Source organism: Streptomyces specialis (genome assembly GCF_001493375.1).
Lineage (GTDB): Bacteria > Actinomycetota > Actinomycetes > Streptomycetales > Streptomycetaceae > Streptomyces > Streptomyces specialis.
Window position 1 is genome coordinate 1 of sequence record NZ_LN929760.1, and the last position, 22,017, is coordinate 22,017.

Consider the following 22,017-nt stretch of genomic DNA (forward strand, 5'->3'; position numbering starts at 1 on the left):
TGGTGTCTGTCTTGGCGAGTCACTCATGAGGGCGTCTTGTTACGTCAGTGTAGGCAGTCTGGCTCATGGCCTCACTATCCTCTGCGTCGTCGGCGTCATAGTTGTATAAGAGGCAGTGGTCCAGTCGGTCAACCAGGCGCGGGTGCTGGGCGAGGCCGCGACGGACCGCAGCAGCGCCAACACGGTCTTCATCGGCGCCACGTTCCTCGGCGGCTCCTTCGGCGCGGCCGTCGGCCAGGCCGCCTACGACCACGCGGACTGGGCGGGCTTCGTGACGTTCGGCATGGTGATGATCTGCCTGGCGATCCTCCGCTTCGCGGCGGCGGCCCGGCGTCGACCCCGGCGGTCCCGGCGCGCGGCGGACGGCGGGACGGACCGCGCGGCGGTGAACGCGCGGCCGTCGCTCTAGGCTGGGACGCACGCGGACGGACCCGCACCGACCCGGCAGGGAGGGCCCCATGCCCGGCACATCCGCTCATGACCCCGGTCATGGCTCCGGTCAGGACGGCGAGCTGCTCGACCGTTTCACCGCGCTCGCCGGGCCAGGCTCCCGGGGCGTCGGGGAGGAGTTGCTCGCGCGGTGGGGCGAGCCGCACCGGCGGTACCACACGGTGGCGCACCTGCGAGCGGTGCTCGCGCGGCTCGACGAGCTGGCGGGCTGCGCCGCCGACGAGACGGCGGTCGGGCTGGCGGCCTGGTTCCACGACGCGGTCTACGACCCGTCCGCCCCGGACAACGAGGAGCGGTCCGCCCGCCTCGCCGAACGGCTGCTGCCACCGGGCCCGCGCCGCGACGAGGTGGCGCGGCTGGTCCGGCTGACCACCACGCACGACCCGGCCGACGACGACGCCAACGGCGCGGCCCTGTGCGACGCCGACCTCGCCGTCCTGGCCGCCCCGCCCGCCCGGTACGCGGCCTACGCGGCCGAGATCCGGCAGGAGTACGGCTTCGTGTCCGACGAGGACTTCCGCACCGGACGCGCCGCCGTGCTGCGCCGCCTCCTGGCCCTGCCCCACCTGTTCCGCACCCCGCACGGCCGCGCGCACTGGGAGGCCACCGCCCGTTTCAACCTGAACGGCGAACTGCTGCTCCTGACCGCCGGACCGCCCTACGCGCGAGGGTTCCCGGCGCCCGTGAGCGCCCTGGTCCGCAGGGCCAGCATCGCTTCCATGCGGAACTGCGGGTCGGTCAGGCGAGGACCGAAGATCTCCTCCAGTTGCCGGATCCGGTAGCGGGCGGTCTGGGGGTGGATGCGCAGGGTCTCGGCCACCTCGGGCGCGGTGCGGCGCCAGGACATCAGCAGGGCGTCGAGGGTGTCCGCCAGGCGGGCCGCCTTGCCGGGCGTCAGGTGCCGCAGCGCCTGGAGCGCCCGCTCCGCGAGCAGGTCGCCGACGGGCGCGCCGCTGAGCAGGTGGATGGCGGCCAGGTGCTCGGCCGCGTCGATCACGCCCCGGGGCCCGCCGCGCGGGGTGCCCGGCAGCAGCCGCAGCGCCAGCCGGGCGCAGCGCAGCGAGACCATGGCGTCCTCGGGCGCCACGGCGGGCCCGATGGCGGCCGTGCCGGCGCGGACCGCCCGCCGCAGCCGCTCACCCGGGCCGTCACCGCCCGGGGCGGGCACCACGAGGCACAGGGTGGTGCCGCGCCACAGGCTCAGGGTCTGTTCGTCCAGGTCGTCCGGGAGGCTCGCGGCGGCCGGGGCGACGACGCAGACGACGCGGCGGGGCCAGGGCCAGCGGGCGCGGGTGGCGAGGAGTTCGAGGGACTCCTCGGCGGCCGGTCCCGGCGCGGGGGGAACCGGGTCCAGCAGCCGCTTGGCCAGCACCAGGCGGGCGCGCGCCACGTCGCTGTCGCTGTCGCCCATCGCCGCCGCGCAGCCGCGGACCGCGTCGTTCGACAGGGCGCTGATGTGGACGAGCACGGCGTCGTTGAGGGTGAACGTGACATCCGCGGGGAAGCCGCCGGAGCGGGCCACCGACGTGTACCAGCGGGCGGCCACCCGGGCGCCCGCGCGGTAGGCGGCCTGGAGGCTGTCGGCGCCGCGCCCGTTGCGGTACTCGATCCGGCCCAGGCGCTGGAAGTACGCCGCGTACTCCTCCTGCGGGCGGTCGGGGTCCTCGACCAGCTCCGCGAACTGCTCCAGCGACCGGCGCCCGGCCAGCTCGACGTCGCGGCCGACCGCCGAGTCCGGCGGCTGCCGGTAGGCGGGCACCTCGCGCCGGACCGAGGCGGTCAGCTCGGCGTTGATCTCGGCGAGCCGCGGGCGCAGCCGCCCGACCAGGGCGGGCGGCAGGTCCCGCCACGGGGCACGCGAGAACATCGCGTCGGTCGTCGGCATCGTCGCCCTCTCCCTCCGGCTGCTCGGGGTGGGGCCACGGTAAGCGCTGACCAGGCACCTGGGAAGGGCCGGGGCGCGCTCCACCGCGATCGCCCGGTTCGTGGACGACTCGTGATGATCACTTGTCCGTCGTGCGCCCATCGGCGCGAACGGCTACGCTCGGAGCGATCCCACCCCGTAGCGCGTCGCACGAGACGTTTATCAGGAGTTGACCGGGTGTGTACCCGGAGGGAGTTGGCTGAGGGCATGGCCGAACGCACCTTCCGCAGTGACGATCTGCCCCGCGATGCCCGTTTCGACTACTGCCACGGCCGTTACAAGGGTCTCTTCGAGCTGACCAGTGAGGACCCCGACCAGTTCCTCGCCTGTGAACGCTTCCTGGCCCTGGGCGCCGTGCAGTTGAGCACCAAGACCTACTCCCCGATGGACCTCGCCCGGGTGCCCGGCTCCGAACCGGCGTTCGGCCCCGACACCTACGAACTGGCCTTCCCGCTCCAGGGACTGGTGCACACCGCCTTCGGCCACGGCGACTTCTCCTCGCGCCCCGGCGGGTTGTACGTGCACGACGTCTCCCGTGTGCGGGCGGTGTCGTTCCGCACGGCGGACGAGACGCGGCCGTACCAGGAGGTCGGGCTGAGCGTCCCGAAGTCGCTGCTGACGCTGCCGGCCGGACAGGTGGACCGGCTGCTGGGCCAACGGCTGCCCGTCGAGGGCGGCTTCGGCGCGATGCTCACCATGTTCATGCGACAACTGGCCACCGACAGCGCCTCGTTCAGACCGGACGACGGTCCCAGGCTCGGCACGGTCGTGGTCGATCTGGTGGCCGCGCTCTTCGGGAACCTGCTGGCGGCCGAGTCCGGGCTGCCGCCCGAGACCAGATCGCGGGCGCTGGCCCTGCGCATCCAGACTTTTGTGCGACGGCACCTGGGCCGCCCGGACCTGACGCCCCAGGCCATCGCGGAGGCGCATCACATCTCGGTGAGCTACCTGCACAAGCTGTTCCGGGCCGAGGGCACCACGGTCTCGGCGTTCATCCGCCGCGAGCGCCTGGAACGGGCGCGCCGCGCGCTGTCCGACGCGGCGTTGTGCGGGATGCCCATCCACGCCATCGCCGCGCGCTGGGGGTTCGCCAACTCGGCTGACTTCAGCCGCGCGTTCAGGGCCGCGTACGGGGTCCCGCCGCGCGACTACCGACGTCGCGCGCTGGAGTGCGATGGGTGAGAACACCCCGGTGGCGGGCCGCCCGGTACCGGGTCGCATGTACGGCCGACGCATCGCCCCCGTTGTCCGCGACGCGTCGGCCCGTCCATGCGCATCGCCCGGCCCACGAGGAGAGGCCGGCCCCGGGAACTCCGTACGGGGCCGAAGTGCTGCCAACACGCCACTCTCTCGCCGGGTTTCACGCTGCTCCGCGGTGGTCGCGGCGGAGCTGGTGCCACCTCCCGGCGGCACGTCCCCAGCATGGCCGGGCGGCGCGGCGGAGTCATTGGCAGCGCGTCGACTGTTTCTTGACCAGGAGTGCACTGGCGGCGCGGCCGGAAGCCCCGCACACCGCCGGGGTGTTGCCTTCGTGTGCGGCCGGCCCGTGCCGGGCGCGCGTCCAGCCGAGAGGGGTGCGCACCAGAGATGATCGAGACCGCGTTCCGCAGCGACGAGCTACCTCGTGAGGAGCGCTTCGAGCGCTTCCGGGGCATGGTGCGGGAGTTCTACGACGCGCGAAGCGAACACGCCGACGACTACTGGGCGCACGAGCGGTATCTCCAGTTGGGCTCCGTGCAGGTGGCCCACAAACGGTTCCTGCCGATGGAGGTGCACCGGGCGCCGACCACGCCGTTCGCCAGCGGCTCGGACATCTACCAGATCTCCCTCGTCCAGAACGGCATCGTCCGCACCGAGTGGACCGAGCGGAACAGCGTCTCCGCGCTGGCCCCGGCCGGCGGCCTGTACGTGCACGACCCGGCGCGCGTCGAGAAGTCCGCGTTCCACGCGCCGGGCGGCTCGGGCCCGTACCAGTCGTTGTGCGTCGTGCTGCCCAAGTCGGCGCTGGCGCTGCCACCCGCGCGGGTCGAGCGCCTCTTCGGGCAACGCGTCGCCGTGGACGAGGGATTCGGCGCGCTGCTGGAACGGTTCCTGACCGGGCTGACGGCGGACACCGCGTCGTTCGGGCCGGCCGACGGGCCCCGGCTGGGCACCGTGACGGTGGATCTGGTGGCCGCCCTGTTCGGGAACCTGCTGGCCGCCGAGGCGGCGGTGACGCCGGAGAGCCGGGCCAGGACGCTGATCCTGCGCGCCCGGGCCTTCATCCAGGAGCACCTGGCCGATCCCGCCCTCTCGCCCCGGACCGTCGCGGACGCACACCACATCTCGGTGAGCTATCTGCACAAGCTGTTCCAGCCGGAGGGCACCACGGTCGCGGCGCTGATCCGGCGCCAGCGGCTGGAGCACATCCGCCGCGCGCTGTCGGACGCCACGCTGCGCGGCACGCCCATCCACGCCATCGCCGCCCGCTGGGGCTTCCCCAACGCGGCCGACTTCAGCCGCGCGTTCCGCTCGGCGTACGGGATGACGCCCCGGGACTTCCGGCAGCAGGCGCTGGGCGACGCGCGGCGCCGCTGAGCGCGGGCGGGAAGCCGTCGGGACAGGCGGAGAGAGCGGAAGCGGCCGTGTCCGCCGCTTCCGCTCCCTTCCCCCTACAGGGCCGGCGCGTCGCCCCCGTGCGTTCGACGCGCCGGCCAGTCGGCCGAGCCGCGGCCGCCGGGGATGGTCAGTCCCCGGTGGCCCGGGACGGTGGGCCCGGACGGCGCCTCGGCGCCGCTTCGCCCGTCCGTCCTGTGGTCGGCGGCTCATCTCCGATCATGCCGCGACGGCGGGGCCGCGTCGTTAGCTGAGGGGCGACACTTTCTTGTGCGGGAGTGCACCGCCGTGTGCGGGAGCGCACCCGCGAAGGAACGGCGGGCCGCGCGGGGGGACGGGAAAACGCGCTCGCACCCCGTCGTGTCGCCGTGCGAAGCTCGCCCCCATGCGGATCACCATCGAGACCGGCACCCCGGACGAGGCCCTGGAGTCGTCTCCGGACGGTGACTGGGAGAGGGTCGCCGCGCTGCACGCGGCAAGCTGGCGGACGGCGTACGCGGGCATCCTGCCGGACAGCTTCCTGGCCGGGCCGCTGGAGGCCGAGCGGCGGGCGGAATGGCACCGGCGGCTGACCCGGCCGCCCGCCGGATCGGCCCTGATCCTGGCGACCGGCGAGCAGGTGGCCGACGGGCTGTACGGCTTCGCGTACCTGATGCCGGGCGAGGGCGGCCGGATACTGCTGGACAACCTGCACGTCCGGCCCGGCCACCTCGGCTCGGGGATCGGCGGCGTGCTGCTGCGGGAGGCGCTGTCCTGGGCGGCCCGGGCGCATCCGGGCCGGGACGTCTACCTGGAGGTGCTGCGGGACAACACCCGCGCCATCGCCTTCTACGAGCGGCAGGGCGGGGTCCGCACCGGCGAGGACGTGGCCCGTTTCGGCGCGGGGATCGAGGTCCCGCAGTACCTCTACACCTGGCCCTGGCCCCGGCCCTCCAAGCCCGCGCCCGCGTCGGCCGGGGATGCCGCGGAGCCGGAGTCGGAGCCGGGGCCGGGGTCGAGGAGGGACGGCAGCTCGTCCATCCAGGCCAGCACCGCCCGCTCGTAACGGATGCCGAAGGCGAGAGTGGCCCGCAGATGACGGTCCAGCCCGCCGGCCTCCACCTTCGACAGGTAGTCGGCGAGCCGCCGTTCGTGCGCGACGCGATGCCCCGCGACGAACTCCCGTATCCGGCCCGGCCGCAGGGCCGCGCCGAAGGATACGGTCAGCAGCAGCGGGTAGCGGATCTGCTCGGGTTCCGGGGCACGGTCGAGCCAGCGCGTGAACGCGGCGCGGCCCGCGTCGGTGATCGTGTACGGCCGGCGGGCCCTGCGCCCGGCCGGTCCGGCGGTGACCAGCCCCCGACCGGCGAGGGCGGACAGCTCGCGGTAGACCTGACTGCGGGTCAGCGACCAGAAGTCCCCGATGGACTGCTGGGCGATGCCGACGAGTTCGTAGCCGCTGGCTTCCCCGGCCTGGAGGAAGCCGAGCAACGAGGCGGCGGTCGCGTTGAGTTCCGGCTCGGGGACCGGGCCTGGCACCGGCGCGGGATCTGGCATGGAGAGTCCTTGACGTTCCACAGTGGACGGTGTTTCGCTGGCGGAGAAGCCTTGACCGTCCACTGTGTCATGTGAGGTCTCATGCCGAAGTCAGAGGGGCTCACCTCCGGGTTACCCGGCCCGGCCGGCGAGACGGCCGCCGAAAGCCTGCCCGTGACGGGCGATCTGCCGCGGTGGCTGCACGGCAGCCTGCTCCGCAACGGACCGGCCGGATTCGCGACCGGCGAGGGCGCGTTACGGCACTGGTTCGACGGGCCGGCGATCCGGCACCGCTTCACCATCGGCGAGGACACGGTGGCCTATGCCCAACGCCCCCTGCCCGCGCCCTCGGCGCACGCGGTCCGCGACGAACACCGCATCGGTTTCCCCGAGTTCGCCACCGACCCGTGCCGCTCACTCTTCGCCCGCCTCCTCACCGTCTTCTGCGGCGACGGCCCGGCCGCCGGCAGCGGCGGCGTCACCGTCACCTGCTTCGGGGAGCGTTACGTCCCGCTGGGCGAGACACCACTGCCCGTGGAGTTCGCGCCCGGGACGCTGCGGACGGCCGGCGTGGTGGCGTACGAGGACCAGCTCGCCGGCCAGGTCACCACCGCCCACCCTCATCTCGCCCCCGGCACCGGCGACTTGATCAACCACGTGACGCAGTTCGCGCGCCGCAGCGCCTACCGGCTCTACCGGCGGCGGCCGGGCGGCGCCGAACGGGAGCTGATCGGCGGCCACCGGGTGGCCAGGCCCGGGTACACGCACAGCTTCGGCATCACGGACCGGTACGCGGTGCTGGCCGAATTCCCGCTGGTGGTCAACCCGTTCGCGCCGCTGCTCAGCGGCCGGCCGTTCATCGAGAACTTCCGCTGGGAACCGGCGCGCGGCACCCGTTTCATCGTCTTCGACCTGCGCGAGGGCGGGGTGCGCGGCGTGTACGAGACGGCCGCGTACTTCTCGTTCCACCACATCAACGCCTGGGAGGACCGCGCCGGCGAGCTGATCCTCGACCTGTGCGCGTACGACGACCCGGCGATCGTCCGGGTGATGTCCCTCGACCGCCTCCGGCCCGGCCACCGCCTGCCCGGCGCGGTCCCCACCCGGTTCCGGATCGGCCTGGCCGACGGCCGGGTGACGGCGGAGCGCCTGACCGACGAAACCCTCGAACTGCCGCGCGTCCACTACGTCCGCCACAACGGCCGTCCCTACCGCTTCGTCTACGGCATCGGCGCCGCCCGCACCGGCACCGGCTTCGCCGACCGGCTCGTGAAGCTGGACGTGACGACGGGCGCCACGCGCGAGTGGCGCGAGGACGGCTGCCACCCCGGCGAGCCGGTCTTCGTCCCCGCCCCGCGCGGGGCGGCCGAGGACGCGGGCGTCGTGCTGTCGGTGGTCCTCGACACGACCGACCCGGCGGCCCCCGGCTCCTTCCTGCTGGCGCTGGACGCCGGGACGTTCACCGAACGGGCCCGCGCCCGGGCGCCCCGCACGATCCCGTCCGCCGGCCACGGCCTGTTCACCACCACGCGCGGCTGACCAACCGTCCCGGAACGGTGGTACGCGCCACCGGCTCGCGGTCAGGTGTTCCGGCCCCGAACGCGTCTTCTGTGGCGTGAACGAATTTCACGCCCCATGAGCCCGAGCAGCGGACACAGACCACGGATCGTCGCCCCACCGGAACGGGAGACCCTTTGATGACTGACGACGCCCACGGACCCGAAGCCCCGGCCGAGCCCGGCACGGTCCGCCCCGGAGGCCGTACCGCCCGCGTGCGCGCGGCCGTTCTCGGAGCGGCCCGGGACGCCCTGACCGAGCGCGGTTTCGCCCACCTCGACCTCGCGGACGTCGCGCGCCGCGCCGGGGTGGGCAAAACGACGGTCTACCGCCGGTGGGGCACGGTGACCGGGCTCGTCGCGGACCTGCTCCTCGACATGGCCGAGCAGGCGCCGCCCCGCGTCACGACCGGCTCGCTGGCGGACGACCTGCGGGCCAACGCCCACCGCGTGCGGCGGGGGCTGGCCGACCCGCGCCCGGGCGCGCTGTTCCGGGGCATCATCGCCGCCGCCGCCTGCGACGAGCGCACCGCCGAGGCGCTGCGCCACTTCTACGCCGTGCGCGTCGACGAGTGGGCGCCCTGCGTCGAGGAGGCCGTGGAGCGCGGCGAGCTGCCGAAGGGCACGGACGCCCGCGAGGTGATCAGAGCCGTGGCGGCGCCGCTGCACCACCGGTTACTCACCGGCGACGGCCCCCTGGACGAGGACTGCGCCGACCGCGCCGCCGAGGCCGCGACCGAGGCCGCCCGCGCGGGGGTCTATGTCCGCTGACCGCCGTGCTTCCTGCGCCGCAGCCCGGCCGCCCGCAGCCGGGCGACCACCTCGCGGCTGTCCACCTCGACGGCGCCGAGGGCGACCGCCTGGGCGTACCGCTCGGCGGGCAGGTCGTAGTGGTCGCGGTCGAAGGCACGCCGGGGGGCGCCGAGCCGGGCGGCGAAGTCGTGCAACTCGGCGAACGACACGTCGCTGACCAGGTGCGACCAGAGCCGGCCGTGCCCGGGCCAGATGGGGGGATCGATGTACACGGTCACGGCTCAGCGTCCCGCCCCCGCCAGCGCGCCCACGGGGGCCACCACCCGGCCGGTCGCCTCGCACACCCAGTGCGGGTCCTCGCCCAGCTCCGGCTCGACCTGAAGCGCGTGCGGCTCGTCGCGCGGACCGCCCCCGGCGCACAGCGGGCACAGCGGCCAGCGCCCCCGCCGGGCGAGCAGCGCGTCCTGCACGTCCTGCGCGAGGAGCCCGGTCACGAACGCCGCCCCGGCGGGCCACTGCTCGCACCACCAGCGCCGGTGGGACACCGCCTCCTCCAGCAGGGAGACCTCCTCGGGACCGGCCACCTCCCCACCGGCCGCCAGATCCGCCAGCACCAGGGCCCTGCCGCGGTGCAGGGCGTCTTCCGGGGTCGGCTGTTCCATACCGACCATTGCACCAGAACTCCGGCGCACCCCCCCGCCGAGGGCCTTGACGGCCCCCAGGGGCGAAAATAAGTTTCGGGCACAAGGAGGCTTCCCTGCCGGAGGCGGCGGTGACCCCACGGCCCTGGGGGCGCGAGCCGTCGCCCGCCGGGCTCGCCTACCTGCCACGGCTTCTCCCCCCGCCACCGCAAGTCGCTCCGTCTGCTCGCCTCCTGCCCCTCGCGTCGTCAGCGTCAGATGTTTATAAGGCACACCGGGCCCGGACTTCGAATCGCTGACGACCGAGGCGTACCGTCCCGAGCTGGCCGACATCGACCGCCGTCCGACGCTCGACATCGCCCGCGCCATGAACGCCGAGGACGCCCTCGTCCCCGGCGCCGTCGCCGCCCAGTTGCCGCGCATCGCCGCCGCCATCGACGCGGCGGCGGAACGGATGGCGCGCGGCGGGCGGCTGTTCTACCTGGGCGCCGGCACGGCGGGACGCCTCGGCGTGCTGGACGCCAGCGAGTGCCCGCCGACGTTCGACACCACGCCGGACCAGGTCATCGGCATCGTCGCGGGCGGCCCGAGCGCCGTGGTGTCGGCCGTGGAGGGCGCCGAGGACAACGGCGCCCTGGCCGCGTCCGACCTGGACGCGCACCGCGTCGCGCCGGACGACGTGGTGGTCGGCGTCTCCGCCTCGGGACGCACCCCGTACGCGGTCGGCGCGGTGGAGCACGCCCGGGCGCGCGGCGCGCTGACGATCGGCCTGTCGTGCAACCCGGGCTCCCCGCTGGCCGCCGCCGCCGAGCACGGCATCGAGGTCGTCGTCGGCCCCGAGCTGCTCACCGGCTCGACGCGCCTGAAAGCGGGCACCGCGCAGAAGCTCGTGCTCAACATGATCTCGACCATCAGCATGATCCGGCTCGGCAAGACCTACGGGAACCTGATGGTGGACGTGCGCGCCTCGAACGAGAAGCTCCGCGCCCGCTCGCGCCGCATCGTCCACCTCGCGACGGGCGCGCCGGACGAGGAGATCGACTCCGCCCTGTCCGCGACGGGCGGCGAGGTGAAGCACGCCATCCTGACCATCCTCGGCGGTGTGGACGCCCCGACCGCGGGCCGCCTGCTCACCGAATCCCGCGGCCACCTCCGCGCGGCCCTCTCCGCCGCGACCCGGAACTGAGCACCGCCTTTGCGCCACATGGCTGATACGTCAGCATCATTAGACCCGTATCCCTCGAATGGGTGGTTTGCGGCTGCGACTATGGCTCATTTCATCCGCTGGTAACACGAACGGACAATCGTTCCAGGTGTCTCTTCCAACCCCCACAGTGAAAGGGAGACACCTTGCGTACCATGCGTCACTTCGGAGTCAAGGCCGCCGCCACCGTCGGAATTCTGACCGGAATCGCCCTCCTGGGTTCCGCGGGTTCGGCCTCGGCGGTCGAGGTGGACCTCGGCGTCGAGCCGACCGTGAAGGCTCTCGTCCACCTCCTGGCGAGCCTGGGCATCTACCTCTGATCTCCGGCCCCCACACGACGACGAGGGCGGCACCCCCCTTCCGGGGGGTGCCGCCCTCCTCACCTGTCCGGCGGTGCCGGCGAGGCGTGGCGCGGACTCAGAAGTCCATGCCGCCGCCCATGCCGCCGGCCGCGTCGCCCGCACCGGCAGCGGCCTTCTCGGGCTTGTCGGCGATGACGGCCTCGGTCGTCAGGAACAGGGCCGCGATGGAGGCGGCGTTCTGGAGCGCGGAGCGCGTGACCTTGGCCGGGTCGATGATGCCCGAGGCCAGCATGTCCACGTACTCACCGGTCGCGGCGTTCAGGCCGTGGCCCGGGGTCAGGTTGCGCACCTTCTCCACCACGACGCCGCCCTCAAGGCCGGCGTTGACGGCGATCTGCTTCAGCGGGGCCTCGAGCGCCAGCTTGACGGCGGCGGCACCCGTGGCCTCGTCGCCCTCCAGCTCCAGCTTCTCGAAGACGCTGGACGCCTGGAGCAGAGCCACGCCACCACCGGCGACGATGCCCTCCTCGACGGCGGCCTTGGCGTTGCGCACCGCGTCCTCGATGCGGTGCTTGCGCTCCTTCAGCTCCACCTCGGTGGCGGCACCGGCCTTGATGACGGCCACGCCGCCGGCCAGCTTCGCCAGGCGCTCCTGGAGCTTCTCGCGGTCGTAGTCCGAGTCGGAGGACTCGATCTCGGCGCGGATCTGGTTGACCCGCCCCTGCACGGCCTCGCTGTCGCCGGCGCCGTCCACGATCGTGGTCTCGTCCTTGGTGATGACGACCTTGCGCGCGCGGCCCAGCAGGTCGAGCGTCGCGTTCTCCAGCTTGAGGCCGACCTCCTCGGAGATCACCTGACCGCCGGTGAGGATCGCGATGTCGCCCAGCATGGCCTTGCGACGGTCACCGAAGCCCGGAGCCTTGACGGCGACGGACTTGAAGGTGCCGCGGATCTTGTTGACCACCAGGGTGGACAGGGCCTCGCCCTCGACGTCCTCGGCGATGATCAGCAGCGGCTTGCCGGACTGCATGACCTTCTCCAGCAGCGGAAGGAGGTCCTTCACGTTGCTGACCTTGGAGTTGACGATGAGGATGTACGGGTCCTCGAGCTCGGCCTCCATGCGCTCCATGTCGGTCGCGAAGTAGGCGGAGATGTAGCCCTTGTCGAAGCGCATGCCCTCGGTGAGCTCCAGCTCGAGACCGAAGGTCTGCGACTCCTCGACGGTGATGACGCCTTCCTTGCCGACCTTGTCCATGGCCTCGGCGATCAGCTCGCCGATCTGGGTGTCGCCGGCGGAGATGGAGGCGGTCGAGGCGATCTGCTCCTTGGTCTCGACCTCCTTGGCCTGGTTCAGCAGGGCCTCGGAGACCTTCTCGACCGCGGCCTCGATGCCACGCTTGAGCGCCATCGGGTTCGCACCGGCGGCCACGTTCCGCAGACCCTCACGGACCAGCGCCTGCGCCAGGACGGTGGCGGTGGTCGTACCGTCACCGGCCACGTCGTCCGTCTTCTTGGCTACTTCCTTGACGAGCTCGGCGCCGATCTTCTCGTAGGGGTCCTCGAGCTCGATCTCCTTGGCGATGGACACACCGTCGTTGGTGATCGTGGGGGCGCCCCACTTCTTCTCCAGCACGACGTTCCGGCCCTTGGGGCCGAGCGTGACCTTGACGGCGTCGGCGAGCTGGTTCATCCCGCGCTCAAGGCCGCGCCGCGCCTCCTCGTTGAACGCGATGATCTTGGCCATGTGAAGTGGTCCTCCCAAACCGGCGTGGGGTTGCTCTCCGGACCGCGCTGGCGCCCGCGACGGACGGCCCCCGGCCTGGCGGTTCCCTGCCCCGCCGAGCCTGTGGACCTCACCGAACCGGTCCTTGCTCTGTCACTCTCACCTGCAGAGTGCTAATGCTCATGATTAGCACTCGGCCCCCCAGAGTGCAAGCAGGCCGAAGGCCTTCCCTGGGGGGTGGTGGTCGGTGGGGGCACCCCCGGACGGGGTGCCCCCAGCGACCACCACCCCCCGAGCCCGCCGCGCTGGCCGCGAAGGTCCGCACCATGGCGCCCTCCCTGACCCGTTCCATGCAGCGCGTCGCCGAGACGGTCGCGGGCGACCCGGCCGGCTGCGCCGCGCTCACCGTCACCGGCCTCGCCGAGCGCACCGGCACCAGCGAGGCCACCGTCGTGCGCACCGCCCGCCTCCTGGGCTACCCCGGGTACCGGGACCTGCGCCTCGCGCTGGCCGGGCTCGCCGCCCAGCAGGCGTCGGGCGCCGCCCCGGCCGTCACCGCCGACATCTCGGTGGACGACCCGCTCGGCGACGTCGTCGCCAAGCTCGCCCAGGACGAGCGCCAGACCCTCACCGACACCGCCGGGGCGCTCGACATAGCTCAGCTCGACGCGTCCGTCACCGCCCTGGCCGCCGCCCGGCGGATCGACGTCTACGGCATCGGCGCCTCCTCGCTCGTGGCCCAGGACCTGGCGCAGAAGCTCCTGCGCATCGGCCTGATCGCCCACGCGCACCCCGACCCGCACCTGGCCGTCACCAACGCGGTCCAGTTGCGCGCCGGGGACGTCGCCGTGGCCATCACCCACTCCGGCCGCACGGTGGACGTCATCGAGCCGCTCCGGGCCGCCTTCGACCGCGGCGCCACCACCGTCGCCGTCACCGGCCGCCCCGACGGCGAGATCACCCACTACGCCGACCACGTCCTCACCACCTCCACCGCCCGCGAGAGCGAGCTGCGCCCGGCCGCCATGTCCAGCCGCACCAGCCAGCTCCTCGTCGTGGACTGCCTGTTCATCGGTGTCGCCCAGCGCACCTACGACGCCGCCGCGCCCGCGCTGCGCGCCAGCTACGAGGCGCTCGCCCACCGTCACTCCCCTGTCTCTCATCCACCTCTGACGCCGCCGACGCAGAGGATAGCGGAGAATCCGGTTGTTCCAGTACGGACAAAAACTACACCACAGCGACGATGTCTAACATCTTAAGAGACTTCTAATTATATCACACTCTCTCACACGACTGCTCTGTTGCGTAGTGCCCAACGGCCGACGGGGCCGGGCGCCCCGCCGTCCCCGCCGCGCGGGCCGCGGCTTGCCCCAGGCCCCCGACCCTGCCGGGGGGTGCGGGGCCTGGCCCGCCCGCCCCTCCGCGCCACCTGGCGTGCTTGCGCCCCCCCTCCCCCGGACGGAGTCCGGGGGAGGGTGGGCGCAAGCACGCGAGGTGGCGCGGAGGGGCGGACGCGCCAGGGCCCGCACCCTCGGTGAGGGTGCGGGCCCTGGGGCAAGCCGCAGTACGGTCGGCGGTTCAGGCGGTCACTCGGACCATGTCGGCCTGTGGCCCCTTCTGTCCCTGCGAGATCTCGAACTCGACCCGCTGCCCCTCTTCCAGGGTGCGGTACCCGTCCATCTGAATCGCGCTGTAGTGGACGAACACGTCCGCACCACCGTCTACCGCGATGAAGCCGTAGCCCTTCTCCGCGTTGAACCACTTGACGGCGCCCTGAGCCATTCCTAACTCCCCATTTTGCCGGCCCTTTCACGGGACCGCACTTCGCGGGCCCGGGTCAGACCTCTCAGACCCCACCCCCATGGCGGTTGGGGGGTGTGCGCCGGAACGCGTCGACCGCCGCTGAATGTATCTGTACGGACGCCCAGTGCAACAGGCCATTCGGGAGAGAATTCTTGACGGCCCAGAACGGGCAAAGAACGCAAATTAGCTGAAAGTTGAATCTTTCTTGCCCGCCCAAAAGTGCCAACCCGACAATTGGTACACGATTTTCATCGCCTTCTCAGCAAGAACCGGCGAGAATTCATATGCGGGTGGCACACGTACGGGATGAGACCAGGGCCACTCTAGCGCCCCCGTCGCGGACGACCGCCCCGCGCGACGGGGTCGCGCGGGGCGGTCGTGGAGCCGCTGTGAAGGCGGGCGGTCAGCCGCCCGCGACAGCCGGGATGATCGAGACGCCCGCGCCGTCCGGGGTCGGGGTCTTCAGGCCGTCCGTGAAGCGCACGTCGTCGTCGTTCACATAAACGTTGACGAATCGCCGCAGCTTGCCGTCCTCGTCCAGCACCCGGGCGGCGATCCCCTGGTGGTTCCGGTCGAGGTCGGCGAGCACGTCGCTCAGCGTCTGCCCCTCGGCGGTGACCTCCGCCTTGCCGCCGGTGTACGTACGAAGGATGGTCGGGATTCGGACGGTAACGCTCATGATGCGAGGCCAGCCTCTCGGAACGCGTCAAGATTCGGACGGATGATGGCGGAGGGACGAGCGGTGGAGTCCACCGCGTCCAGAGTCTTCAGGCCGTCACCGGTGTTGAGGACGACGGTGGTCAGCGAGGGGTCGAGGGCGCCGGACTCGATGAGCTTCCTGGTCACCCCGACCGTCACCCCGCCCGCGGTCTCCGCGAAGACGCCCTCGGTGCGCGCCAGCAGGTGGATCGCGTCCACGATCTCCTCGTCCGTGACGTCCTCGACCGCGCCACCCGTCCGCCGGGCGATGTCCAGCACGTACGGGCCGTCCGCCGGGTTGCCGATCGCCAGCGACTTGGCGATGGTGTCCGGCCTGACCGGCCGCACCACGTCGTGGCCGGCCTTGTACGCCTGCGAGACCGGGGAGCAGCCGGCCGCCTGGGCGCCGAAAATCTTGTAGGGCTTGTCCTCGACCAGCCCGACGGCGATCAGCTCCTTCAGCCCCTTGTCGATCTTGGTGAGCTGGGAGCCGGAGGCGATGGGCACGACCAGTTGGTCGGGCAGTCGCCAGCCGAGCTGCTCGCAGATCTCGTAGGCCAGGGTCTTGGAGCCCTCCGCGTAGTACGGCCGGAGGTTGACGTTCACAAAGCCCCAGCCCTCGCCGGCCGGGTCGCCGATCAGCTCGCTGCAGAAGCGGTTCACGTCGTCGTACGTGCCCTCGATGCCGACCACGTCGCCGCCGTACACCGCCGCCATGACGACCTTGCCCTGCTCCAGGTCGTGCGGGATGAAGACGCAGGAGCGCAGCCCCGCGCGGGCCGCGGCGGCGCCGACGGCGCCGGCCAGGTTGCCCGTGGAGGAGCAGGAGAGGGTGGTGAAGCCGAAGGCGCGGGCGGCCTCGACCGCGTTGGCCACCACCCGGTCCTTGAACGAGTGCGTCGGGTTGCCGGAGTCGTCCTTGACGTACAGCCCGCCGGTGACGCCCAGCGCGGCGGCGAGGCGGTCGGCCTTGACGAGCTTGGTCCAGCCCGGGTTCAGGTTCGGCTTGTCCGCGACGTCGGCGGGCACGGGGAGCAGCGGCGCGTAACGCCAGATGCTGGCCGGTCCCGCCTCGATCCGGCGTCGCAGCTCTTCGGGGTCGCCGCTGGGAAGCTCGTATGCGATCTCCAGCGGCCCGAAACAGGACGCACAGGCGAAGATCGGGGCGAGTCCGAACCGCTCGCCGCACTCCCGGCAGGACAGCGCCACGGCGGGGCCGAGGTCGATGGAGGGGGTGGCGGCGCGCCCGGCGCCGGCTTGAGTGAGCACAGACATGTGCGAGGCCCTTCTCCTCATCTTCCCCACGACGACTTTCGCCGCAGGACGGATTTGGCACCTTCCCCACCGGGAGCCTCGCGTCTTCACGAGACCGGCGGAAGGGTTGCCGGGGCTTCAACGGGCCGTTCCCTCTGCCCCTCTGGATGAGCGGTATGTGGTTGTCCGCGCGGCTACCCGATATGCGGAGGACACCTGCGCTGTTCGAGACTGTAACGGACGGCCCGCACAATGGCCCGGGCCGTCCGATCCGCGAGACACGGGAACCGTCCCCGAGATCACGAAAGAAACCTGGTCCCGGTGGGTTCGGACTCAGCCAGGAAGGGGCAGATACGCCCATACGGAGTAAATGTGGCCGAACGCGACAGGAGCGACATTCGTGCTGGAAGAGGCAGAGGAGTGGCTGAGCCGCCGGTCCTGGGACGCCGCTGACCGCTCTATGCCGCAGATGTTGAACGCGAAGCGGGCAGCAGGCGCGGCAGGCAGCATCAGCGTGGTCCTCCCCGCGCTGAACGAGGAGGCGACCGTCGGTGCCATCGTGGAAGCGCTCCGGCGCGACCTCATGGAGGACGTGCCACTGATCGACGAACTGATGGTGGTGGACTCCGGCTCCACCGACCGCACCTCGGAGGTGGCCGCCGCGGCGGGTGCCAAGGTCGTGCACCGCGACGAGATCCTGCCGCGGATGCCGACCGTTCCCGGCAAGGGCGAGGTGCTCTGGCGCTCGCTCATGGCCACCAGCGGCGAGATCGTGTGTTTCGTCGACGCCGACCTGAGGGATTTCGACTCCCGATTCGTCTCCGGCATCCTCGGCCCCCTGCTCACCGAGCCGAGCGTGCATCTGGTCAAGGCGATGTACGACCGGCCGCTGGGCGAGCAGCCCTCGCAGGCCCGGCAGGGGGGCAGAGTCACCGAGCTGGTCGCCCGCCCCCTGCTGAACCTGCACTGGCCGCAGTTGGCCGGGGTGGTCCAGCCGCTGGGCGGGGAGTACGCGGCCCGCCGCTCGCTGCTGGAGCGGCTCCCGTTCCCCGTCGGGTACGGGGTGGAGCTCGGCCTGCTGATCGACACGCTCCACCTGGCGGGGCTCGACGCCCTCGCCCAGGTCGACGTGGGCGTGCGCAAGCACCGGCACCAGGACGGCCAGGCCCTGGGCCGGATGGCCGCCGCGATCATGCGCACCGCGCAGAGCCGGCTGCCCGGCTCGGTGATGCCCATCAGGCTCGGGCTCACCCAGTTCGAACGTACGGACGACGGCGGTTTCGCGCCGCTGACGTACGCGATCAACGCGGAGGAGCGGCCCCCGATGGCCACCATCCCCGAGTACGCCGCCCGCCAGGCGGCGTGACGCGGCTCTCCCGCCCGTCTCCCCAGCGGCCCCCGGTCCCCCTCCGCAGGGGTGAAACCGGGGGCCGCTGTGACAGGTGACACGTTTCGTGAGGGGTGGGACTGGCTAGCCTCCGCCCGAGACGCGCATCCCTCGTGGGACGGAGAGACCGACGAATGAGCGCCGAGGCGACGGGCCACGCGGATCAGGTGCTGGTGGCCTCCAATCGCGGCCCGGTGAGCTACGCGGTCGCCGGCGACGGCTCCCTCACCGCGAAACGCGGCGGTGGCGGCCTGGTCTCCGGTCTGAGCGCCCTGGGCGCCGGGGCGGGCACCTGGGTCTGCGCCGCGCTGGGTGACGGCGACCGCGAGGCCGCGCGGCGGGCCGGAGCCCGCCTGGACCCGGCCGACACGGGCGGACAGGCCGTGCGGATGCTGGACATCCCGGCCGTCACGTTCGACGCGGCGTACAACGGCATCGCCAACTCCGTGCTGTGGTTCGTCCACCACCTGCTGTACCAGACGCCGCTTGAGCCCGTCTTCGACACCCGCTTCGAGGAGCAGTGGGCCGCCTACGAGGCGTACAACGCGGCCTTCGCCGACGCCCTGGCCGAGGAGGCCGCGCCCGGCGCGGCCGTGCTCGTGCAGGACTACCACCTCTCGCTGGTCCCCGGGCTGCTGCGCGAGCGCCGCCCCGACCTGCGGGTCGGGCACTTCTCGCACACCCCCTGGGCGCCGCCCGAGCTGTACCGCCTCCTGCCGGACCCGGTGGCGCGGCAGGTGCTGCTGGGCATCCTGGGCGCGGACCGCGCCGCGTTCCTCACCGAGCGGTGGGCGCGGGCGTTCGCGGACTGCTGCGCGGCGGTGCTGGGCGCGGAGGTGGACGGGCTGACCGTCACCCACGAGGGCCGCACGACGCGCCTGGGCGTGCACGGCCTCGGGGCCGACGCGGACTTCCTGCGGGAGCGGGCGTCCCGGCCGGACGTGGACGAGCGCCTGGCGGCGCTGCGCGCGCAGGTCGGGGACCGGAAGACGATCGTCCGCGTGGACCGCACCGAGCTGTCGAAGAACATCGTCCGCGGCCTGCACGCCTACCGGCGCCTGCTGACCGACCGCCCCCAGTGGCGCGGCAAGGTGACGCATGTCGCGTTCGCCTACCCGTCGCGGCAGGACCTGGCCGTCTACCGCGACTACACCGCCGAGGTCTCACGGGTGGCGGACGAGATCAACGCCGCGTTCGCCGCGGACGGCTGGACGCCGGTCGTGCTGCACGTGAAGGACGACTTCGCCCGTTCCCTGGCGGCCTACCGGATGGCCGACGTGGCGCTGGTGAACCCCATCCGGGACGGCATGAACCTGGTCGCCAAGGAGGTCCCGGTGGTCTCCGAGCAGGGCTGCGCGCTGGTCCTGTCCCGGGAGGCGGGCGCGGCGGCGGAGATGGGCGAGGACGCCCTGCTGGTGAACCCGTACGACATCGCCGCCACCGCCGAGGCCCTGCACCGCGCCCTGTCGATGCCCGCGGACGAACGCGCCCGCCGCACGAAGCGCCTGACGGCCGCCGCGACGGCCCTCCCCCCGCAGACCTGGTTCCTCGACCAGCTCACCGCCCTGCGCGCCATGTGACCCCCTGGGCACCGGTGCCCCCGGCGGGCGGCCGGTCAGGGGAGGTGGTCGGCCAGGGTGGCCAGGAGGGCGGCGACGCCTTCGGGGCCGGGGACCGTCAGGTCGGTGGCCGCCGTCAGTTCCCGCACCTCGGCGCTGCCGCTGCACACCCGCAGGCCCGGCACGCCGGACGCGCCGAGTTCGGCGACCGCCTCGAAGGCGGGCAGGTCGCCGAGGTCGTCGCCCGCGTACAGGACCGAGCCCGCCCCGGTGGCGCGGGCCAGGGCGGTGAGGGCGGCGCCCTTGTCCATGCCGGGCGGGCGCAGCTCCAGGACCAGGCGGCCCGGTTCCAGCGTGAGGCGGTGGCGGGCGGCCAGCTCCGCCATCGGCGCGCGCAGGGCCGCGAAGGCGCCCGCCGGGTCGGTGGCGCGGCGGGTGTGGACGGCCAGCGCGTTGCCCTTGTCCTCGACGAACGCGCCGCTCTCCGCGACCAGCGCCGGCAGCGCCTCGCGGGCCGCGGCGACGCCCGGGTGCGGCGGCGGGGTGCGCAGCTCGCCCGTGGCGGCGTCCCAGCGCTCCGCGCCGTACGCGCCGAGCACCACCAGACCGGCGAGACCGGGGTGGCCGGCGAAGCCGCCGAGCCGTACCGCGACGGCGGCCGGGCGGCCGGTGACAATGGCGACGGCGGCCACCCGCCCCGCCAGCCGGGCCAGCGCGGGCACCGCGTCGGGGTGGGGTGCGGCCTGTTCGGGGTCGGCCACGATGGGCGCCAGGGTGCCGTCGAAGTCGAGGGCGATCAGCGCCCGCCGGGGCTGGTCGAGGAGTGCCGCGAGGCCGGCGCGGCCGGCGTCCGTCGTGGGTACGGGAAGGCTGCCCATGTACATGACCTTACCGACGGGCTCAGCCGAGGTCGCGGCGGGAGTCCCGGAGGCGGCGCAGGCGGTTGACGGTCACCGGATCGTGGGCGAGGGCGCGCGGATCGTCCAGCAGCGCGTTGAGGAGCTGGTAGTAGCGGGTGGGCGAGATCCCCAGGCGCTCCCGGATGGCCCGTTCCTTCGCCCCGGCGCCCGGCCACGCGGCGCGCGCCACGGCGAGGACGGCACGGTCCCTTTCGGACAGCCGGTCCCCGGCGCCCGGGCCGTCGCCGCCCTCGTCCTCGTCGTGGTGCTCGGTGGTCATCCGAGCAGTTTATGTGGTCGTTTCCGGCCGATTTCTACGCGTCCCGGTCGGCCGCCTCCGCGTCGCCCTGGAGCCGGGCCAGGATCGCCTCGACGTCGCCGTCGGGCCGCACGGTGTCCCCGATGGCCGCCGAGAGCAGCCCGGAGACCGCGGTCCACGACGCCTTGCCCGCCGGGAGGAACGTCGCGCCGGGCAGCTCCTCCAGGAACGGCTGGAGGCGCTCGTTCTCCGGCGTGTCGCTGTCGCTCATGGTCTGCGCGGCGGGCGTGGAGACGGGCAGCAGACGGTAGCGCTCGGCGAAGTCGCTGATGTACCGGTGCTCGGTGAACAGGTGGTTCAGGAACGTCGCGATGTGCTCCTGGTTCCCCCGCTGCTTGAACCCCAGCAGCCCCGAGGCGTCCCCCATCCCCGACAGGCTCTCCCCGCCCCGGCCCGGCATGGCGGCCACGCCGTAGGACACGCCGCTCTGGTCCGCGTGGCCCATGAGGAACGGGTCCCCGGTGAGCATCCCGACCTCCCCGGCGGCGAACGCCCCGTAAAGCCCCTCGCGCGTGATCTCGCCGGGCGGCGTCGTCCCGGTCAGGCCCGGGACGACGAGCTGGTCGCGCAGCCAGGTGAACGTCCAGATGTTGGCGGGCGACTCGATGACGTAGCTGCCGGAAGGGTCGGTGAGGCCGCCGCCCCCGGCGAGCATCCACATCAGCGCCTCGCCGTTGGCGTCGTCGTGGCCGAGGGCCAGCCCGTACGGGTACGGGACACCCGCCGCGCGCAGCCTGTCGGCCGCGTCCCGCAGCTCGTCCCAGGTCCGCGGCGGCTGCTCCGGGTCGAGTCCGGCCCGCTCGAAGAGGGTCTTGTTCCAGAAGAACGTCTGGAGATACGCGACGAACGGCATCCCGTACTGCACCCGCCGCACCTCGCCGGCGGCGGCGATGGAGGACGGGAAGTCCGACAGCACCGGGATGGTGAGCAGGTCGTTGGCGTCGTACAGCGCGCCGTCCCGCGCGAAGTCCGCGAACATGTAGAGCTGCGCGATGTCCGGCGCGTTCCCGTCGCGGATCATGCGGACCACCTCGTCGTAGGTGGACCGGTAGGGGATGGCGGAGACGTCGATCCGGATGTCCGGGTTCAGCTCGCGGAAGTCGGTCGCCACGGAGTTCCAGAACTGCTCCACACCGGCGCCGCCGACCAGATCCGCGAACTCGGTCACCACCAGCTTCAGCACCACTTCCCCGCTCCCGGAGTCGCCGCCGCAGCCCGTCGTCGTTCCCGTGAGGCCGAGGGCACCGGTCAGTCCAGCGGTCATGCCCATGAATCGCCGGCGTCGCACGTTCACTTCCCCTTCGCGTCCTGGCCGAGGGAGTCCCGCGAGGCGCGTGCGCCCCCGTCGGCGCCCAACCCCCTGAGTCTGCCCGCCACTCATCCGCCACAGTGGGTCACTGGCGTATCGGTTTCGCAACACCCCGCTCACGCCGG

Annotated in this window: 21 protein-coding genes, 2 pseudogenes and 1 riboswitch; of the genes and pseudogenes, 12 read left to right on the plus strand and 11 right to left on the minus strand. The window is 72.8% G+C overall.

What is annotated here, in order from left to right:
• Positions 1–115 precede the first annotated feature (115 nt).
• Both BN2279_RS03055 and BN2279_RS03060 read left to right on the plus strand, forming a co-directional pair.
• Positions 116–409: a hypothetical protein gene (locus BN2279_RS03055; RefSeq protein WP_059006158.1), complete on the plus strand. Its 294-nt coding sequence runs from the start codon at positions 116–118 to the stop codon at positions 407–409.
• A 49-nt stretch (positions 410–458) separates the two neighbouring features.
• On the plus strand, positions 459–1,232 hold the full coding sequence (locus tag BN2279_RS03060) for an HD domain-containing protein (protein ID WP_234347360.1): 774 nt from the start codon (positions 459–461) through the stop codon (positions 1,230–1,232).
• Here the strand turns inward: BN2279_RS03060 and BN2279_RS31135 are convergent.
• Positions 1,208–2,476 (minus strand): annotated as a pseudogene (locus BN2279_RS31135) (hypothetical protein); the annotation flags it as partial. The gene BN2279_RS03060 and the pseudogene BN2279_RS31135 sit on opposite strands and share 25 nt — an antisense overlap.
• A gap of 105 nt (positions 2,477–2,581) precedes the next feature.
• On the opposite strand from BN2279_RS31135, the gene BN2279_RS03070 reads away from it, so the two are divergent.
• From BN2279_RS03070 to BN2279_RS03080, 3 genes and pseudogenes are all read left to right on the plus strand, one after another.
• The gene (locus tag BN2279_RS03070) at positions 2,582–3,556 is read left to right on the plus strand and encodes a helix-turn-helix domain-containing protein (protein WP_059006162.1); all 975 of its coding nucleotides are present in this window, start codon (positions 2,582–2,584) and stop codon (positions 3,554–3,556) included.
• Between the two features lie 405 nt (positions 3,557–3,961).
• Positions 3,962–4,951, plus strand: a complete 990-nt coding sequence (locus BN2279_RS03075) for a helix-turn-helix domain-containing protein (protein ID WP_059006163.1) — start codon at positions 3,962–3,964, stop codon at positions 4,949–4,951.
• A gap of 403 nt (positions 4,952–5,354) precedes the next feature.
• Positions 5,355–5,801 (plus strand): annotated as a pseudogene (locus BN2279_RS03080) (GNAT family N-acetyltransferase); the annotation flags it as partial.
• Between the two features lie 74 nt (positions 5,802–5,875).
• Here BN2279_RS03080 and BN2279_RS27025 read toward each other — a convergent pair.
• A complete protein-coding gene (locus BN2279_RS27025; RefSeq protein WP_079031785.1) occupies positions 5,876–6,505 on the minus strand; it encodes a PadR family transcriptional regulator in 630 nt (209 codons plus the stop codon).
• A gap of 81 nt (positions 6,506–6,586) precedes the next feature.
• Between BN2279_RS27025 and BN2279_RS03090 the strand changes: the two genes are divergently transcribed.
• Both BN2279_RS03090 and BN2279_RS03095 read left to right on the plus strand, forming a co-directional pair.
• The gene (locus tag BN2279_RS03090; RefSeq protein ID WP_079031786.1) at positions 6,587–8,023 is read left to right on the plus strand and encodes a carotenoid oxygenase family protein; all 1,437 of its coding nucleotides are present in this window, start codon (positions 6,587–6,589) and stop codon (positions 8,021–8,023) included.
• A 158-nt stretch (positions 8,024–8,181) separates the two neighbouring features.
• Entirely contained in the window at positions 8,182–8,811 is a 630-nt protein-coding gene (locus BN2279_RS03095) for a TetR/AcrR family transcriptional regulator (protein WP_059006165.1), read from the plus strand.
• On the opposite strand, the gene BN2279_RS03100 is transcribed toward BN2279_RS03095, so the two are convergent.
• Positions 8,799–9,071 carry a DUF4031 domain-containing protein gene (locus BN2279_RS03100; RefSeq protein WP_059006166.1) on the minus strand — a complete coding sequence of 91 codons (273 nt, stop codon included), beginning with the start codon at positions 9,069–9,071 and terminating at the stop codon, positions 8,799–8,801. The genes BN2279_RS03095 and BN2279_RS03100 overlap by 13 nt on opposite strands.
• 3 nt (positions 9,072–9,074) lie before the next feature.
• On the minus strand, positions 9,075–9,455 hold the full coding sequence (locus BN2279_RS03105; protein ID WP_104530921.1) for a hypothetical protein: 381 nt from the start codon (positions 9,453–9,455) through the stop codon (positions 9,075–9,077).
• A gap of 274 nt (positions 9,456–9,729) precedes the next feature.
• Between BN2279_RS03105 and murQ the strand changes: the two genes are divergently transcribed.
• Positions 9,730–10,620 (plus strand): N-acetylmuramic acid 6-phosphate etherase, encoded by an 891-nt coding sequence (gene murQ, locus BN2279_RS03110; protein ID WP_059006171.1) that lies wholly within the window; start codon positions 9,730–9,732, stop codon positions 10,618–10,620.
• 173 nt (positions 10,621–10,793) lie between these two features.
• On the plus strand, positions 10,794–10,958 hold the full coding sequence (locus BN2279_RS29015; protein WP_159037024.1) for a hypothetical protein: 165 nt from the start codon (positions 10,794–10,796) through the stop codon (positions 10,956–10,958).
• A gap of 97 nt (positions 10,959–11,055) precedes the next feature.
• On the opposite strand, the gene groL is transcribed toward BN2279_RS29015, so the two are convergent.
• Positions 11,056–12,684 carry a chaperonin GroEL gene (gene groL, locus BN2279_RS03115; protein ID WP_059006173.1) on the minus strand — a complete coding sequence of 543 codons (1,629 nt, stop codon included), beginning with the start codon at positions 12,682–12,684 and terminating at the stop codon, positions 11,056–11,058.
• Positions 12,685–12,845: 161 nt separating this feature from the next.
• Between groL and BN2279_RS03120 the strand changes: the two genes are divergently transcribed.
• On the plus strand, positions 12,846–13,922 hold the full coding sequence (locus BN2279_RS03120; protein ID WP_407702183.1) for a MurR/RpiR family transcriptional regulator: 1,077 nt from the start codon (positions 12,846–12,848) through the stop codon (positions 13,920–13,922).
• Between the two features lie 319 nt (positions 13,923–14,241).
• Here the strand turns inward: BN2279_RS03120 and BN2279_RS03125 are convergent, their stop codons facing one another.
• The 3 genes from BN2279_RS03125 to thrC form a co-directional block, all read right to left on the minus strand.
• Complete coding sequence (locus tag BN2279_RS03125; protein WP_020557826.1) at positions 14,242–14,445, minus strand: cold-shock protein; 204 nt, start codon at positions 14,443–14,445, stop codon at positions 14,242–14,244.
• Between the two features lie 424 nt (positions 14,446–14,869).
• Complete coding sequence (locus BN2279_RS03130) at positions 14,870–15,145, minus strand: MoaD/ThiS family protein (protein ID WP_059006175.1); 276 nt, start codon at positions 15,143–15,145, stop codon at positions 14,870–14,872.
• Complete coding sequence (gene thrC / locus BN2279_RS03135) at positions 15,142–16,440, minus strand: threonine synthase (protein ID WP_199827611.1); 1,299 nt, start codon at positions 16,438–16,440, stop codon at positions 15,142–15,144. Before thrC ends, BN2279_RS03130 begins: the two co-directional genes overlap by 4 nt.
• A 14-nt stretch (positions 16,441–16,454) precedes the next feature.
• Positions 16,455–16,593: riboswitch (SAM riboswitch) on the minus strand.
• Positions 16,594–16,819: 226 nt separating this feature from the next.
• Between thrC and BN2279_RS03140 the strand changes: the two genes are divergently transcribed.
• The gene (locus BN2279_RS03140) at positions 16,820–17,785 is read left to right on the plus strand and encodes a glucosyl-3-phosphoglycerate synthase (RefSeq protein WP_059006179.1); all 966 of its coding nucleotides are present in this window, start codon (positions 16,820–16,822) and stop codon (positions 17,783–17,785) included.
• 155 nt (positions 17,786–17,940) lie between these two features.
• The gene (locus tag BN2279_RS03145) at positions 17,941–19,386 is read left to right on the plus strand and encodes an alpha,alpha-trehalose-phosphate synthase (UDP-forming) (protein ID WP_059006181.1); all 1,446 of its coding nucleotides are present in this window, start codon (positions 17,941–17,943) and stop codon (positions 19,384–19,386) included.
• Between the two features lie 35 nt (positions 19,387–19,421).
• On the opposite strand, the gene otsB is transcribed toward BN2279_RS03145, so the two are convergent.
• The 3 genes from otsB to BN2279_RS03160 are packed head-to-tail and all read right to left on the minus strand — an operon-like array spanning position 19,422 to position 21,847.
• Positions 19,422–20,249, minus strand: coding sequence for a trehalose-phosphatase (otsB, locus tag BN2279_RS03150; RefSeq protein ID WP_059006183.1), 828 nt, complete (start codon positions 20,247–20,249; stop codon positions 19,422–19,424).
• Positions 20,250–20,265: 16 nt separating this feature from the next.
• Positions 20,266–20,544 (minus strand): DUF3263 domain-containing protein, encoded by a 279-nt coding sequence (locus tag BN2279_RS03155; protein ID WP_059006185.1) that lies wholly within the window; start codon positions 20,542–20,544, stop codon positions 20,266–20,268.
• Between the two features lie 34 nt (positions 20,545–20,578).
• A complete protein-coding gene (locus BN2279_RS03160; RefSeq protein ID WP_159037025.1) occupies positions 20,579–21,847 on the minus strand; it encodes an extracellular solute-binding protein in 1,269 nt (422 codons plus the stop codon).
• Positions 21,848–22,017 lie beyond the last annotated feature (170 nt).